Origin of the sequence: Kibdelosporangium aridum, assembly GCF_900176515.1 — a bacterium.
GTDB lineage: Bacteria > Actinomycetota > Actinomycetes > Mycobacteriales > Pseudonocardiaceae > Kibdelosporangium > Kibdelosporangium aridum.
This window is the reverse complement of record NZ_FWXV01000003.1, coordinates 314956-329546: the sequence shown is the minus strand read 5'-3', so window position 1 is coordinate 329546 and position 14591 is coordinate 314956. Positions and strand designations below refer to the sequence as shown.

13 protein-coding genes and 1 tRNA gene are annotated in these 14591 nt (G+C 65.4%); 10 read left to right on the top strand and 4 right to left on the bottom strand.

The window, feature by feature from the left end:
* The first annotated feature begins 66 nt into the window (after positions 1-66).
* Positions 67-1002 carry a hypothetical protein gene (locus B9C43_RS20515; RefSeq protein WP_235038744.1) on the top strand — a complete coding sequence of 312 codons (936 nt, stop codon included), beginning with the start codon at positions 67-69 and terminating at the stop codon, positions 1000-1002.
* On the opposite strand, the gene eccB is transcribed toward B9C43_RS20515, so the two are convergent.
* Positions 999-2372 (bottom strand): type VII secretion protein EccB, encoded by a 1374-nt coding sequence (eccB, locus tag B9C43_RS20510; protein WP_160096606.1) that lies wholly within the window; start codon positions 2370-2372, stop codon positions 999-1001. The genes B9C43_RS20515 and eccB overlap by 4 nt on opposite strands.
* A gap of 71 nt (positions 2373-2443) precedes the next feature.
* Here eccB and B9C43_RS20505 point away from each other — a divergent pair, with 71 nt between their 5' ends.
* The 3 genes from B9C43_RS20505 (at position 2444) to B9C43_RS20495 (ending at position 4873) form a co-directional block, all read left to right on the top strand.
* Positions 2444-3340 (top strand): type VII secretion protein EccE, encoded by an 897-nt coding sequence (locus B9C43_RS20505; protein WP_160096604.1) that lies wholly within the window; start codon positions 2444-2446, stop codon positions 3338-3340.
* 350 nt (positions 3341-3690) lie between these two features.
* The gene (locus B9C43_RS20500) at positions 3691-3936 is read left to right on the top strand and encodes a hypothetical protein (protein WP_143446474.1); all 246 of its coding nucleotides are present in this window, start codon (positions 3691-3693) and stop codon (positions 3934-3936) included.
* A 13-nt stretch (positions 3937-3949) separates the two neighbouring features.
* Positions 3950-4873, top strand: a complete 924-nt coding sequence (locus B9C43_RS20495; protein WP_084429103.1) for an SMP-30/gluconolactonase/LRE family protein — start codon at positions 3950-3952, stop codon at positions 4871-4873.
* Here B9C43_RS20495 and B9C43_RS20490 read toward each other — a convergent pair.
* Together B9C43_RS20490 and B9C43_RS20485 are read right to left on the bottom strand one after the other, a co-directional pair.
* Entirely contained in the window at positions 4845-5717 is an 873-nt protein-coding gene (locus B9C43_RS20490; RefSeq protein ID WP_084428521.1) for a hypothetical protein, read from the bottom strand. The genes B9C43_RS20495 and B9C43_RS20490 overlap by 29 nt on opposite strands.
* A gap of 469 nt (positions 5718-6186) precedes the next feature.
* A tRNA-Leu gene (locus B9C43_RS20485) sits at positions 6187-6260 on the bottom strand.
* Positions 6261-6407: 147 nt separating this feature from the next.
* Between B9C43_RS20485 and B9C43_RS20480 the strand changes: the two genes are divergently transcribed.
* Positions 6408-7004 carry an ANTAR domain-containing response regulator gene (locus B9C43_RS20480; protein ID WP_033383159.1) on the top strand — a complete coding sequence of 199 codons (597 nt, stop codon included), beginning with the start codon at positions 6408-6410 and terminating at the stop codon, positions 7002-7004.
* Here the strand turns inward: B9C43_RS20480 and B9C43_RS20475 are convergent.
* Positions 6997-8577, bottom strand: a complete 1581-nt coding sequence (locus tag B9C43_RS20475) for a hypothetical protein (RefSeq protein ID WP_084428520.1) — start codon at positions 8575-8577, stop codon at positions 6997-6999. The genes B9C43_RS20480 and B9C43_RS20475 overlap by 8 nt on opposite strands.
* Positions 8578-9041: 464 nt before the next feature.
* Here B9C43_RS20475 and B9C43_RS20470 point away from each other — a divergent pair, with 464 nt between their 5' ends.
* The 5 genes from B9C43_RS20470 (at position 9042) to B9C43_RS20450 (ending at position 14591) form a co-directional block, all read left to right on the top strand.
* Complete coding sequence (locus tag B9C43_RS20470; protein WP_033383155.1) at positions 9042-10283, top strand: branched-chain amino acid ABC transporter substrate-binding protein; 1242 nt, start codon at positions 9042-9044, stop codon at positions 10281-10283.
* A gap of 105 nt (positions 10284-10388) precedes the next feature.
* Positions 10389-11306, top strand: a complete 918-nt coding sequence (locus B9C43_RS20465) for a branched-chain amino acid ABC transporter permease (RefSeq protein ID WP_033383153.1) — start codon at positions 10389-10391, stop codon at positions 11304-11306.
* A complete protein-coding gene (locus B9C43_RS20460) occupies positions 11303-13048 on the top strand; it encodes a branched-chain amino acid ABC transporter permease (protein WP_051895411.1) in 1746 nt (581 codons plus the stop codon). The genes B9C43_RS20465 and B9C43_RS20460 overlap by 4 nt, the downstream gene beginning before the upstream one ends.
* Entirely contained in the window at positions 13045-13878 is an 834-nt protein-coding gene (locus B9C43_RS20455) for an ABC transporter ATP-binding protein (protein WP_084428519.1), read from the top strand. The genes B9C43_RS20460 and B9C43_RS20455 overlap by 4 nt, the downstream gene beginning before the upstream one ends.
* On the top strand, positions 13875-14591 hold the full coding sequence (locus B9C43_RS20450; protein WP_033383152.1) for an ABC transporter ATP-binding protein: 717 nt from the start codon (positions 13875-13877) through the stop codon (positions 14589-14591). The genes B9C43_RS20455 and B9C43_RS20450 overlap by 4 nt, the downstream gene beginning before the upstream one ends.

Genomic DNA, 14591 nt, shown 5'->3' with positions numbered 1-14591 from the left:
TGCTCGTGGCCCTTGGACACCTCGTCGGCGGTGTTGCAAGACCCCGATGAGGTGTTTCTGGTCGACGTGCGTACGGGTGAAATGCGTACGCGGTGTGCCGTGTCCCGAGGAGCAGGAGGCTACGCGTCCGTCCCGCTGCAGGCAGAAGGCCAGACGTACGGCTCGTCGACCATTCCAGCGGCCTCAGTGGTGGTGCCCCCGTTCGACCCGAGTACTCGGTCGATTGTGGACAGTCAAGGCGTCGTCGAACTGGCGGACTTCCGGACGACCAAGGTCGGTGGCGCGGAGTGGGCACCTGCCGCCCTGCCCGGCGATGACCGGGTGTTGCTGGCGAAGCGTCCGACCAACGGCGGGTCACCGGACGCTGATGTCTACATGCGAGCGTCCGCTTGGTGTCTGCTGCCCACACGGGATGCCTCGATCGACAAGTGCGATCCGATCAGTTCCGCCACTTCGCCAGGCACTCCAGCGGTTCATACCGATGGGACTGTCGGCTGGGCGACCGCGACCGGTGTCCCGTTGCGCCTCGGCGGGCTCAGCGGCTGGGCGCAGACCGACGGCAAGCGGCTGACCCGGGCCGAGGTCTTGCCACCGGCCAAGAAGATCCAGGGCAGCAGCGTGTTGCTCGACGCGACCGGCCGAGCCGGGTGGATCGACCCAAGCGATCTCGCTGTGGCGTTGGGCGAGGACGTGTCCGATCCGGGTTCGAAGCGCATCGCCTGGTTCGAGGCGCGGTCGTTCAGCCCTGATGGGGTGACGGCGGAGTTGTATCGGTCTCCCGTGACGACCGCGCAACTTGCCCGCGATCTCGGCAGCGCTTTCGGCACCAACACCGGTGCCGTTTATGGTGTCCGTGTTCTGGGGCGCGCGATTGTGGTGGCTGTGCGGATCTCCTCGGACGCTGTGGTGATCGCCCGGGTGGGGAGCGATGGAACGGTGAGCAAGGTCGCGACCCTGCCGGGCGAGCTGGAGCCCAAGATCATGACGTGGCCGGGGAATTAACTCGTTCCGGTGAATTCCTTGGCCGCTTCGACCGGGTCGAGGACCGGGCCGACCGGGAGCAGCGACACGAACGGCCATGGGACGTTCTTGGCTGCGGCTGGGTCGTACCGGAGCCTGCGTACAGCGTCCTCTGTGGGCACTGGATACCGTTGGCCGGCGTCTGTGACGAGCGTGTAGACACCGTCCTGGCCTGCGGCAGACGCGCCTTTGACCAAGGCACCGGACCCGGGTGCGATGACCACTTCGGACACAATACCGGGCACGTCGCCGCTCTTGCTACCAACCGGAGTGCGACGGGGCACGCTCGGCGGAGCGCTGACCCGGACCTGCCACGCCGCGTCGCCAGCGGGCTCGCCGGGTGTGGTGCTGACGCACAGCGGATGCTCTCGTTCAAGGTCAGTCACCTCAGGCACTTCGTCGGGCCAGCCGCGCTGATCCGGCACGGGACGCTTGGACTGTGGCGCTGAGAACACCGCGGCGGACGGCAGCGTCAACTTGCGGCTTCCGCCTGCGGCCAGCAGCAGGAAGGCCGGTTCCGAGATCGGGCTGAGCCCGTCGGACTGCACCACGAAATGCTGCCCATCGGCCTCGGCGACATCACCGGTGGCCGCGCTCACCGGCAACGTGAACGAGGGTGCGCGATCCCGGCCGTCCGGCAATGGCGGCTCCGCGAGATCCGGCCCCTGCGGGATGGTGTTCAGCGCCTCGGCGGGGATACGTGCCGCGGAAGCCCGTTGCAGCCCAAGCACAACCTGGCTGTTACCGGTGAACTTGAACCGGCGGCCGTGCGCGATGAGCCAATGCTGCTGGGCCGGGTCTTGCACGATGGTCCCCGCGTTCTTGCCGAGAACTCCTTCCGCGGGTGCGGGATCGCCGATCACGAGCGTCACAGCAGGCGGCACAGACGTCGATTGCGATGGAACCACGCACATCGTCCACGGGCCGTTGGTCAGCTGTTCCTTGGTGGGCAAGGCATCCGGTGCGCCAGGGATGCCAATCGGAAGGCCACGGGGTTTGGTGTCCAGTGCGCGCTGACGTACCTCGGTGAGAGTGCCACCGCCGGTGAGAAGAGCGGAAGCCAGGTTGAGCGCCGGATGCACGCGACCGTCCACAACGACGTAGCGGTCACCAGAACCCTTGAGCAGCACGGCTCCCGACTCGGGAAGCTCGGGACCACGTCCGCCGCCGAGGAATCCCGCGATGCCGAAGCCGGCCATCACCAGAATCGCGATCACGACGCTGCCGATGGTCACGCGGTTGATGCGTCGCCGCGGGTCGGCGATCGCCTCGTCCGAGCCGACCATCAGGCTGGTGACCTGACGGCGTCCCTCGTATGTGTAGGCCTCGAGCTGGTCCCGTGTGCTTGCCACCGCCTCCAGGCCCCTTCCCTGCGATACTGGATCCGCAGATTCACTGTAACTGTCCACTTGGTGGTGAGCAGATGTACGCCAGAGGGCGGATAGTGGCGATCGAGGCAGGGATTGGCGCGATGGTCGCGGGTGCGGTCCTGCGTAATCCGATCGGGTGGACCTTGCTGGGCCTAGGCGTTGTGGTGCTCGTCCTTACGTTGCTCAAAGTGGACAAACGGGTGATCGCCTGGCTGGGCAGAGAAGAACCGGTGTCCGTCCCACGAGTGATCAACAGCGCGAACCGGAACGGACCGGCCGTCGGGGTGGTGGGCGACGGCCAAGGTTTCGCGGCGGCGCTGGAGATCGACACCGGAGCACCTGTGCGCCTGCAGCTGGCGGACTTGGCCTCGTTCGTCGCTGACGACCCGTCAGAGCTCGCCGGAGCTCAAGTCCTCATTGAACAGTTCCGGGGCCTGAGCCGTCGCGTGTGGATAGTCCTGCGCCACGAACCGATGTGGGCGCAGACAGCGGTGAAGGAGAGAGGCGGAGGGGCGGAAGGCGCCCGTGCGGCCCTGGTCGCCGCCATCGCACGCCTCCAAGTTCGTTTGAGCGACCGGAGCCTGCCCGCGGCCCCGCTCAGCAGTGTGGAACTGTCCACAATGTTCGCTTCAGTCGGCGACCTCAAGTCGTCCGGTGCTTCATACTGCTGCCTGACCGCGAACGTGTCGGACTGGCAGCGCATTCTGCAGGCAACTGCCGCAAGCTCAGCAGATATCTCGTACGTGTCAGTGAGGGGCGACGGCCCGCCAAGCGAAGTCGCAATCCGACTTGTCGCTGCGGACCACCGAAGAGTGGCAACGGCACGTCAGGAAGTCCTGGCCAGCGGCGTGGCGATGGATGCAGAACAACGAGAAGGACTCGTGGCGACGTTGCCCTTCGGCGGCGGGGCCAGAAGCCTGGTGGGCGCGATAGGACTGGTGCGACGGTGAACCTCGACGTGCCGGTAGCGGGAGTGCAACTAGGTTTCGACCGGCTGGGCACAGAGATCGTGGTGCCCATGGTCCGCCGAAAACCAGTCCGCCTAGGACTCCTGGGCCCACCAACTCCAGCACGGTTGCTTGCCTACCGTCTGGTGTCCGCTGGCGCATCGGTCACCGTGGTATCCCACCGGCAACCAACCTGGAAACCATTGCGCACCAAGGTCCAGAGCGCCCGACTAGCCATTGTGGACAATCCGCCGCCGTGGCCGGCTCGGCCATCGACCCAGCCAGGCGGAAACCCGGGACCGCAGGCATTCTTCGCGGACCTCCCCAGCCCGCCGCCCCTGTGGCTGGGAGACATGCCCTGGACAACGGTGCTGCACATCGCAGATCACGTCCCCGCCCAATCGGACTTCTGGCACAACGCCGAAGCTGTCATCGTCAACGCCCCAGGCCACGGCCGCGCACTGGCTGACCTCTTCGGACGCCCCGACGTATCCCGGGTCGACTCCTTGCCACCCGGCTACCTCGCCCTGGTCGACAGATGGCGCGTAGCCCTGTTCCGCCTAGCCTTGACGCCTGCCGAGAATGACCTCATGGCCTGACGACGGAGGTGTCATGCAGTTCGGCAAGGTGACGGTCGTGCCAGTGAACGGCCACGGCCCAGAGGACGTAGTTGTCGACGCCGACGGCCAGGTGTACACCGGCGTCGACGACGGCCGGATCCTGCGAGTCGCCCCAGACGGCAGCCGCATAGACGTCCTCGGAGACACCGGCGGCCGCCCACTGGGCCTGGAGCTTTACGGCGACAATGAGCTGCTCATATGCGATGCCCGAGCGGGCCTGCTGACGATGCCGCTGGCAGGCGGCCCCGTAACCACCTTGGCAACGTCAGCCGTCGGCCTGGACTTCGTGTTCTGCAACAACGCCGCCGTCGCCGCCGACGGCACGGTGTACTTCACCGACTCCTCGCGCCGATTCGGCATCGACAACTGGCGCGACGACCTCATCGAACAAACCAACAGCGGCCGTCTGCTGCGTCGCACCCCGGATGGATCGATTGACCTGGTCGCCGACGGCTTCCACTTCGCCAATGGCGTCGCCCTACCCCCAGACGAGTCCTTCGTCGCCGTCGCGGAAACCGGCGCCTACCGCGTCACCCGCATCTGGCCCGACGGCCGCCGCGACACTCTCGTCGACAACTTGCCAGGTTTCCCCGACAACATCGCCACCGGCACCGACGGCCTGATCTGGGTGACGCTGGCCAGCCTCCGCGTCCCAGCCCTGGAAGTCGTCCGCCGTCTGCCCACGCCCATCCGCGCGGCGATCCGCCGCCTGCCGGCGAACCTGCGACCGTCCCCCGGCCGCGAAGTCGGCGCCTTGGGCATCACGACCGATGGCCAGGTGGAACGTGAACTCCGCAGCGAGATCCCCAGCTTCCACATGCTGGTCGGCATCCGTGAGCATCACGGCAGGCTGTGGTTCGGCAGCCTGGAGGAGAACGCGATCGCCTTCACCGAGCTGGCGTCTGGGAGCCGGTGAACGCGTCGGGCAAATCGATTTGCCGGAGGGCGTCGATCGCGCTCGACAGGTCGGCCATCATGATGTGGAAAACCATCGGGCAGTTCGGTTCGCCGATCGCATCCCGGAATTCCTTCGCCCGTTTGAGCGCCGCATCGAGGTAGCCCACAACGGAACGCAGGCTTTCCTCAGGTGGGAACCTGATGTGCTCGCATAACAAACTGTCAAGGGCAAGTTCCGCTTTCAACATATCTCCGCTGAGAACGGCGAACACATCCCATGCCTCAGGCGAGACAATGTGCTCACCGCTGGTCCGCAGCGCTTCATAGGTGGCGTCTTTCCGGTTCACCGACTCACGAAGATCGCGAAGAATGCTGATCAACATATGCCGTTCTTTCGCCGCGATGGAATACCCATGGCGATCACCGGTCAACTGCCCAATGCCAAACTGCAACCGCACGATGTTGCCAAGAACCTTGTCCAGATCAGCGATGACAACGCGAAGTATCGGAGCATGTTTGTAGAACTCAAGATGCTGAGCCTGGGCGTAGTAGTACTCAGACAGCCGATCCTGCGCCGCCTCAAGGTTGCGGTGCAGAAGGGCGGTCGCCTCGAACACTCCCTTGCGATCAAGTCGCTTGCGCACCAACCCGTCCAGTGCGTCAGCGACCAGCCCCGGCCCAGGACGATCCTCCCGAATCAGCTCAACGGCATGGGTCTCCCTGGTCCGGCTGAACGCCTTGGTGAAACACACGGCGGCCAGCGAAGCAAGAAGCCCGACGACGAAATCCTTCTGAGAGTTGTACACCTCCCGCAGATTGGCGAACGCCAACGCCGCGATCGCGATCGCCGTGACCACCCCCATGGTCGCCCACATCCATTGTGACCGAGACAAGCTGAAACGCGCCCGACGCCGCGGAGAGTCTGACAAGATCGCGTCTCTGTTCCTCTTGATCATTTCCCCCTCTTAACTTGTCCACAAGACACAAACCCGACCGGACTCAGCACTGTAGCAGCGTCATTAGTGTGGTTCGATGTTTTCCATACAACCGAAGTTCGGCGTATGACAATTGTAATTTTGATCTTGTTGTTGAATGCGTGCACTCGGTCGGCTTAATCGGCTGTTCGAGTGATCCCCGGCAAGATCAGCTGCCGCGTCCAACGTGTATTGATGATTCGTTCGCAGAGACCCTGCGTGCCGCGACTGAGCCTGCGCTGCCCGGCTCATCGGACAGGAGTCCGCTGGTCACGCTCCCATGCGACGGAAGCGCTCGGCGAGACAATGATCACTCATGAGAAAACGCCTGCTCGATGGCAGGCGTAGAGGGTGTACGTGCCCCTGGTGCGACTCGAACGCACACTGGACGGATTTTGAGTCCGCTGCCTCTGCCGATTGGGCTACAGGGGCTTACGTGGGGCAACTTTACGCGATCGGCCGCGCATACGTTGAGCCAGGGTGTGTGTCGGATAACTCTCCTGGTTACGGCGCGGTCGCGCTGGCCCCGGTACGCTGCTGTTTCGGCTTTCGTACCCCTACAGCGACAGGAGGACCCCGGTGACCGAAGTGGCTACCGAGGCCCGTGTGCAGCGACGCGTGCTCGTCGCTGAGGATGAGGCGCTCATCCGGCTTGATCTCGTCGAGATGCTGAACGAAGAGGGCTACGAGGTCGCGGGCCAGGCCGCGGACGGCGAAGAGGCTGTCCGGCTGGCCACCGAGCTCAAGCCCGACTTGGTCATCCTTGACGTCAAGATGCCCAAAATGGACGGCATCGAGGCGGCCTCGACCATCGTCGGCGACCGCGTCGCCCCCGTCGTCATCCTCACCGCTTTCTCCCAACGGGAGCTCATCGAGCGCGCGCGGGATGCCGGCGCGATGGCTTACCTTGTCAAGCCGTTCGCCAAGCATGACCTCGTGCCCGCGATCGAGCTTGCCGTCAGCCGGTTCTCCGAGATGCAGGCCCTCGAGAACGAGGTCGCCGGTCTCACCGACCGGCTGGAGACGCGCAAGGTCGTCGAGCGGGCCAAGGGCCTGCTGATGAGCAAGCAGAGCCTCACCGAGCCCGAGGCGTTCCGGTGGATCCAGCGCACCGCCATGGACCGGCGCACCACCATGAAGGCCGTGGCCGAGGCCGTGGTGGAAAACCTCAGTTGAGCAGCTGTATCCCAAACCGGGTCGACTGCGGCTGCTTCGTCTGATCCGCCGGGTGCAATCGGACCTCGATGGTCTGATCACCCGGCAATTCCTCCGTCGCCGCCACCATCAGCCGATAGGTTCCGCCGACCGTCGCCCCTTGAATATCCGTCGGGACCGCGGCTATTCGCCTTTCGTTCAGGTAGACCTCGAATCCTCGCACCGGCATCACGTCATCCGCCTCGCGTTGCGCCAGTTTTGGGTCCAGGGTGATTTCCAACTGAAATGGCGTGTTCGCCGATGCCCTTTTTCCGAGATCGATTCCGTTCGCGTCCCGTAGCGTCACCTCCACGGTCGGCAGTGCCGCGAACCGCGGCGTCAGCCGCGGATCGGGCAGTCTCCTCGCCGGTGCCGTCCCGGTTATCTCCAAATAGGACTCGAGTACCGCGCCCGTTCCCTGCCCTCTGATCACCAACGGGCTCAACGAAGGCGCGTCGCCGGTGAACAGTTCGGGCGGCACCGTGGCTTCCAATGTCACGTCCGAGCCCGGCTGCATCGGCGCCCCGGGTGTCGCGGCAACCATTGGCACGGTTCGATCACCGATCTGCAAAGACATCGTGTTGGGATCCGCTCCGGCGCCCAATGTCACCGTTGTACGCAGCCGTGCGGTTGTCGCGCCGATCAACGGCTGGCGGCTGACGCCCAGGCCCGGCGCGTTCTCCTGCGGCCGCAAAACTCGCTGTGTACCCAGCACAGCGCCGAATTCGACGACCTTCTCCTGTGCTGGAACCACCGACGACATTCCGACCGCGTCCAGGTGCACGCGGGTACGGCGACCCGGTGGTCCGATCATCCCAACAAGCACTGTCGAGGTCGTCCACTGCGGCACGGCCTCGCTTGTGGTCACCAGCGAATCGTCTTGGAACACCTGGATCCCCGCCGGCGAGAACACCACGTCGAACTTGTGCAGCACACCGCTTCCCCGCGTCGCCGGTCGCACCGCGGCTGGCGTGAACGTGCCACGTGCCGTGTCCGGCCCGGTGACGACGCGGACGCCACTGTCCGAAATGGATACCCGGATGGCGCCGGGCGGCAGCGCGGGCGAGGGGTTGTTCCTGGCCCCCACTCGATCAGGTTTCCCTGGTGCGAAGTCGAAATTCAGCCCGCCGTACGGCCCGGCCGCGTCGGTCACCGCGGTCACCCGGCCCACGCCGCCGACCAACTGAAACGCCGGCCGTGACCGCAGCACCACATCGTCCGCGCCGCAGCCCAGTTGCACGATCAGCTGGCTTTCTTTCGGGCCTTTTTCACCGCCGAGGTCGATACAGCCCTTGTAACCCGACACGTGCCATTGCGACCCCGGAACCTCGGTGTGCACCGAGTCCGTCGTGTCGAACTCGTCGACGTAGTCAAGGGCAAGTTTCGCTTCCCTGGAAGGCATTCCAGTCACCCGGACGGGGTCGGAACGCCTGCCGAAGGCGTCGACCGACCGCACCTCGATGTCGTGGTTCCGCACGGCCAGCCCGTCCAGTTGGGCGGCGGGTTCGCTGACCACCCGAACCTGGTTGTCCCACCGGATTTCGTAACCGGTCACGCCGTCAATCGGCTGTCCGCCAGGCAACCCGTCGGCCCAGGCGAGTCGAAGACGACCAGGTCCGGGCGACATCCGGACTGGGCCAGGCGGCGGTACGGACTGCGCCGGGCGCGGTGGAACCACTGCGTCGGCAGCAAAACTGGGAAAGCCATCCTGCGCAGGGGTTTCGGTCTCGTTGCGTAACAGGATGATTGCGCCTAGGACAAGGCCGGCACCCAGCAGCCAAGCGCTTATGCGGGCGCGTCGACTCACCTAGGACAGTCTATGCTACGGCCACGTCAGCGGTTAGCAGGAACTGGAAGTGTCCGCTCAACGTACGCCAACGTTGCGTTCTGGTTACGCTCTCGCAGGGATTGCTGACTGTCGGCTGGTCCATCGCCTAAGTTCCGCCCAGCGCTCCTCGCAGGCGGGGGCGAAATGCGGGTTGCGGATTTGCGTAACCCGTCACCGAGGAGGATTGTCTCGTGCGTAAGAAGGTAGCTACAGCTGCTGTACTCGCGGCTGGCGCACTGTTGATTGCGTCGTGCAGCACCAATAAACAGGAAACCCCGGGTGGTAATGCTGCCGGCGGAAATCAGTGCGACACCAGCAAAGGTACTCTGACCATCGGTGTTGTCGTACCGCTCAGTGGCGAATTGACCGCGCTGGGTGTTGGTATCAAGAACTCCGCTGACCTCGCCGTTAACCAGGCTAACGAAAAGTGCACCGTCAAGGGCTACAAACTGGTTCTCGACCCGCAGGACGACGAGAAGAACCCGGCAAAGGGCGCGCAGGCCGCGACCAAGCTGTCGTCGGACCCGAACGTGGTCGGCGTCATCGGCACCCTGAACTCCTCGGTTGCCCAGACCGTCCAGCCGATCCTCGCCAACAAGAAGATCGTGATGGTCTCCCCGGCGAACACGAACCCGTCGCTGACCCGCGGTGAGAACTACAAGACCACCCCGTCGCGCCAGTTCCAGAACTACTTCCGCGTCTGCACCACCGACGACGCGCAGGGCCCGTTCGCGGCCAACTACCTGGTGAGCAAGGCCGGCAAGAAGAAGATCGCCGTGGTCGCCGACGGCAAGACCTACGGTGAGGGCCTGGCCAACGAGTTCACCGAGAAGGCCAAGGCGCTGGGCGCCGAGATCGTCACCCGCGAGAAGGTCGGCGAGAAGGACACCGACTTCTCCGGCGTGATCGGCAAGATCAAGCCGCTTAACCCGGACGCCGTCTACTACGGCGGTGAGTACGGCGCCGCTGGCCCGTTCTCCAAGCAGCTCAAGGAAGCCGGTCTGCGGATTCCGCTGATGGGCGGCGACGGCATCGTGGACGACACCTTCGGCAAGCTGGCCGGTGCCGCGGCCGAGGGCGACCTCGCCACCTCCGTGGGTGCCCCGGCTGACAAGCTGGCCGAGGCCAAGGCGTTCATCGACGCCTACAACGCCAAGTACCCGAAGGACCAGGGCTACAGCGCCTACGGCGCCATGTCGTACGACGCCACCAACGCTCTGATCGACGGTCTGGCCCGCACGCTCTCCGCAGGCGACTGGAGCGAGTCGCAGCGCGACGCGCTGATCAAGAACGTCGGTAGCGCCAAGTTCAAGGGTGCCAACGGCGACATCGCCTTCGACCAGTACGGTGACAGCACCAACAAGCTGCTGACGGTCTACCAGGTCAGCGGTGGCAAGTTCCAGCCAGTGGAGACCGGATCGCTCACCAACTGAGCTGACAATCGCATAGCGGACTAGCAAGCTCCGCCCGATCGGCGGGGTGGTCTGGCGGGGGCAGGTCAAGCACAAGACCTGCCCCCGCCTTGTTGGAGGTAGATTGTGACAACGCTGCTACAGCAGCTGATCTACGGTGTGATCCTCGGTGGGACCGTCGGCCTGATCGCGCTCGGGTACACCATGGTGTACGGCATCGTGCAGCTGATCAACTTCGCCCACGGTGAGATCTTCATGGTGGGTGCGTTCGGCGCCCTCGCGACGTTCACCTGGGCGATTCCCGAGGGCGTCAAGGGCACGTGGTACATCACGTTGCCGCTGATGGTGATCGCCGGGGCGGTGGTCTCCATGGTGCTCGCCCTGATCATCGAACGGCTGGCGTACAAACCGCTGCGCAACGCGCCGAGACTCGCACCGCTGATCACCGCACTCGGTGTGTCGGTGGCCCTGAAAGAGGCCGTCCGGCTCTGGTACCCGGGTGCCACGGCGCCGCTGCCGTTCCCGAGGGTCTTCCTCGAGGGCAGCATCGACATCGGCGCGATCGTGATCCCGAAGACCGGTCTTCTGCTCGTCGTGGTGACGGTTCTGCTCACCACGCTGCTGCAGATCTACATCAACAAGTCGCGGATGGGCCGGGCCATGCGCGCGACCGCGCAGGATCCGGACATCGCACGGTTGATGGGGATCAACCCAGACCGCACGATCGTCCTGACCTTCGGGATCGGTGCGGTGCTGGCTGGTATCGCCGGTGTCCTTTATGGCGTGCACTTCACCAACATCAGCATCGACATCGGTTTCCAGAACGGCATCTTCGCCTTCACCGCCGCCGTGCTCGGCGGTATCGGCAGTATCCGGGGCGCGGTCATCGGCGGGTTCATCATCGGTCTGGTGAAGACCCTTGCCGGCCAGTACCTGCCGGGCGGCACACAGTATGACTACGTCTGGATTTTCGTCGTGCTGATCGCAGTGCTGGTCTTCCGGCCTCAGGGTCTGTTCGGTGAGACCGAAAGGGTGCGCGCATGAGCGACACGAAGTCCTTTTTGAGCCCGCCGATCGCCCGTGTGCTGGGCATCGTCGGCGCTGTGCTCGCGATTGCCGGTGCGCTGCTTCCCTGGGCCACGTTCGTGCTCAACAAGGGACCGTGGCCGGACAAGGCGACGCTGCAGTTCTTCGACGCTCCCTTCGAGCTGACCGGCTTCCGGTGGGAGCTGCTGCTCGTCGGCATCGTCGCGGTGCTGTGCGCGGTGATCAAGGTGCCAGGGCAGCGTCGTATCCTTCGTGGACTCGGTGTCGGCATCTTCGTGATCGGCCTTGTGCACTTCATCTTCATCTCGGCCGAAGGCGGCGGCCTCGGCGCTGTCACGGCCGCGGACGGCAGTTCGGCGTTCGGTAGCGTCGCCACGCTCGTCGCCGGTGCCCTGCTGGTGCTGAGCACGATCGGCCAGCCGCTTGAGGAAGTCCCGCAGTGGAACACGAAGCTGCCGCTTCCGGTGGCCTACCTCGGTCTGCTGGTCTCGTTCGGCGTCCTGCTCTACCTCGTGTCGCTCACGCTGACCGCCGGTGGTCAGGGTGGCGCGGCCAACCCGTACTCGGGCCCGATCTTCTTGTCGTTCCTCGGGTTCGGTGGTGCGTTGATCGCCGCCGCCGCGGGGCTCGGCATTCTGAAGTGGATTTCCAGGCTGTCCGAGCAGCACCGCGCGTTCAGCATCATCGTGTTGCTGCTGTGCGCGTTCCTGTTGCCGTTCACCGACGCCGGTACGGAGTACTGGATGACGGTCGCGGCCAACATCGGTGTGTACGCCGCGACCGCGATCGGCCTGAACATCGTGGTCGGCCTCGCTGGCCTGCTGGACCTCGGGTACGTGGCGTTCCTGGGCATCGGCGCGTTCGTCGCGGCGAACCTGTCCGGCGCGGCGGCGTCCTCGCTGGGCATCCACCTGCCGTTCTACCTCGTGGTGATCATCTCCGCGGCGATCGCGGGCATCTTCGGCGCCGTCGTCGGTTCGCCGACGCTGCGGGTGCGCGGTGACTACCTGGCGATCGTGACGCTGGCGTTCGGTGAGATCTTCCAGATCGCCGCGCGCAACAACATCGGCGGGCTGACCGGTGGATCGAACGCGATCCCGAACATCCCGCCGCTGCAGTGGTTCGACGGCACCGCGTACAACGAGTCGATCTCCCTGTTCGGCGTGCAGCTGCCGTCCGGCGTGCTGTACTACTTCCTGATCATCCTGCTGATCGGCGCGGTCATGGCCGTGTTCGCCAACCTGAAGAACAGCCGGATGGGCCGGGCGTGGATCGCCATCAGGGAGGACGAGGACGCGGCCCGTGCGATGGGCATCAAGACCGGCAAGGCCAAGATCCTCGCGTTCCTCTGCGGCGCGGTGCTGGCCGGTATCGCCGGTGCGGTGTTCGCGCACAAGACCAGCACGGTCGGCTACGAGAGCTTCCTGTTCATGGAGTCGGTGACGCTGCTCGCGGCGGTCATCCTCGGTGGCATGGGCTCGATCCCGGGTGCCGTGCTCGGTGCGTCACTGCTGTTCGTGCTGCCTGAGAAACTGCGGGCGTTCTCGGACTACCGCCTGCTGCTGTTCGGTCTGGCGCTGATCCTGATCATGCGGTTCCGGCCGCAGGGCCTGATCCCCGACCGGCACCGCCGGGCGGAGCTGGCCGGTGAGGACGCCGAGGGCCATGCCCTCGATGAAGGGGCACCACCGGGTGAGGAACCGGAAACGCCCAAGCCGCAGGAGGTACCGGCGCGATGACCGCTCCCATTCTCAGGGCACAGGACGTCACGATGATCTTCGGCGGCCTGACCGCGCTGTCGGCGGTGTCGCTGACCCTCGACCGCGGCCAGATCGTCGGGCTGATCGGCCCGAACGGCGCGGGCAAGACCACGTTCTTCAACTGCCTGACCGGCCTGTACACCCCGTCAAAGGGCCAGGTGCTGCTGGACGGCAAGCAGTTGCCGAGCGACCCCGCGCAGGTGACGATCGCGGGCATCGCCCGGACGTTCCAGAACATCCGGCTGTTCCCGAACATGACCGCGCTCGAGAACGTCATGGTCGGCAGGCACGCGCGGATGAAGCAGGGCCCGATCGCCACGATCTTCCGTGGCCCGAGGTTCCGCAAGGGCGAGGCCGATGCCCGCAAGCGGGCCCAGGAGCTGCTGGACTTCGCAGGCATCGGACGCACAGGCGATGAGCTCGCCCGCAACCTGCCCTACGGTGACCAGCGGCGGCTGGAGATCGCCCGTGCGCTGGCGACCGACCCGCAGGTGCTCCTGCTCGACGAGCCGACGGCGGGAATGAACCCGCAGGAGACCGAGGCGACCAGGCAGCTGATCTTCAAGATCCGCGACCTGGGCATCTCGGTCGTGGTGATCGAGCACGACACGAAGTTCATCTTCGGCCTGTGCGACCACGTGTCCGTGCTGGTGCAGGGCAAGCTGCTGGTCGAGGGGCCACCCGAGGTCGTGCGGGCCGACCCGCACGTGATCGAGGCCTACCTCGGTAAGCCGCCGGAGGAAGTGCAGGCCGAGGTGCAACACGCGGCCGAGCTGCTCGGCGGGCACGACAAGGGAGTGAACCAGTGAGTCCGTTGCTGGAGGTTCGCAACCTCAGCGTCGCCTACGGCGCCATCGAAGCCGTCCGTGACGTGTCGTTCTCTGTGGACGAAGGCCAGGTCGTCAGCCTCATCGGGGCCAACGGCGCCGGCAAGACCACCACGCTGCGGACCATTTCCGGTCTGCTGCGCCCGACCCGTGGCGAGATCCTGTTCCGCGGCGAGCCGATCCACCGCAAAGCCGCGCACGAGATCCTGGCCAGCGGGATCGCGCACAGCCCGGAGGGCCGCAGGCTGTTCGGCCGGATGTCGGTCGAGGAGAACCTGCAGCTCGGTGCCTACGTCCGCAACGACGAGGCCGGTATCCAGGCGGACATGCGGCGCGTGTACGAGCTGTTCCCGGTGCTCGGCGAGCGGCGGCACAACAAGGCAGGCCTGTTCTCCGGTGGTGAGCAGCAGATGCTGGCGATCGGCCGGGCGATGATGTCCAAGCCGAAGCTGCTGATGCTGGACGAGCCGTCGATGGGTCTGTCGCCGATCATGACCCAGCGGATCTTCGACACCATCAAGGAACTGCAGGCAGCGGGAACGACCATCCTGCTGGTCGAGCAGAACGCCCTGGCGGCCTTGGCGTTGTCGGACCGCGGTTACGTGATCGACCTCGGTTCCACCACGTTGGAGGGACCCGGTATGGACCTGCTGGCCGACCAGCGGGTGCGTGCCGCCTACCTCGGCGAGGGATAA

Bases quoted from the DNA above. Each gene is read 5' to 3' on its own strand.
- B9C43_RS20455 (WP_084428519.1), top strand. From the start codon at position 13,045: ATGACCGCTCCCATTCTCAGGGCACAGGACGTCACGATGATCTTCGGC.
- B9C43_RS20495 (WP_084429103.1), top strand. From the start codon at position 3,950: ATGCAGTTCGGCAAGGTGACGGTCGTGCCAGTGAACGGCCACGGCCCA.
- B9C43_RS20460 (WP_051895411.1), top strand. From the start codon at position 11,303: ATGAGCGACACGAAGTCCTTTTTGAGCCCGCCGATCGCCCGTGTGCTG.
- B9C43_RS20490 (WP_084428521.1), bottom strand. From the start codon at position 5,717: ATGGGGGTGGTCACGGCGATCGCGATCGCGGCGTTGGCGTTCGCCAAT.
- B9C43_RS20505 (WP_160096604.1), top strand. From the start codon at position 2,444: ATGTACGCCAGAGGGCGGATAGTGGCGATCGAGGCAGGGATTGGCGCG.
- B9C43_RS20500 (WP_143446474.1), top strand. From the start codon at position 3,691: ATGCCCTGGACAACGGTGCTGCACATCGCAGATCACGTCCCCGCCCAA.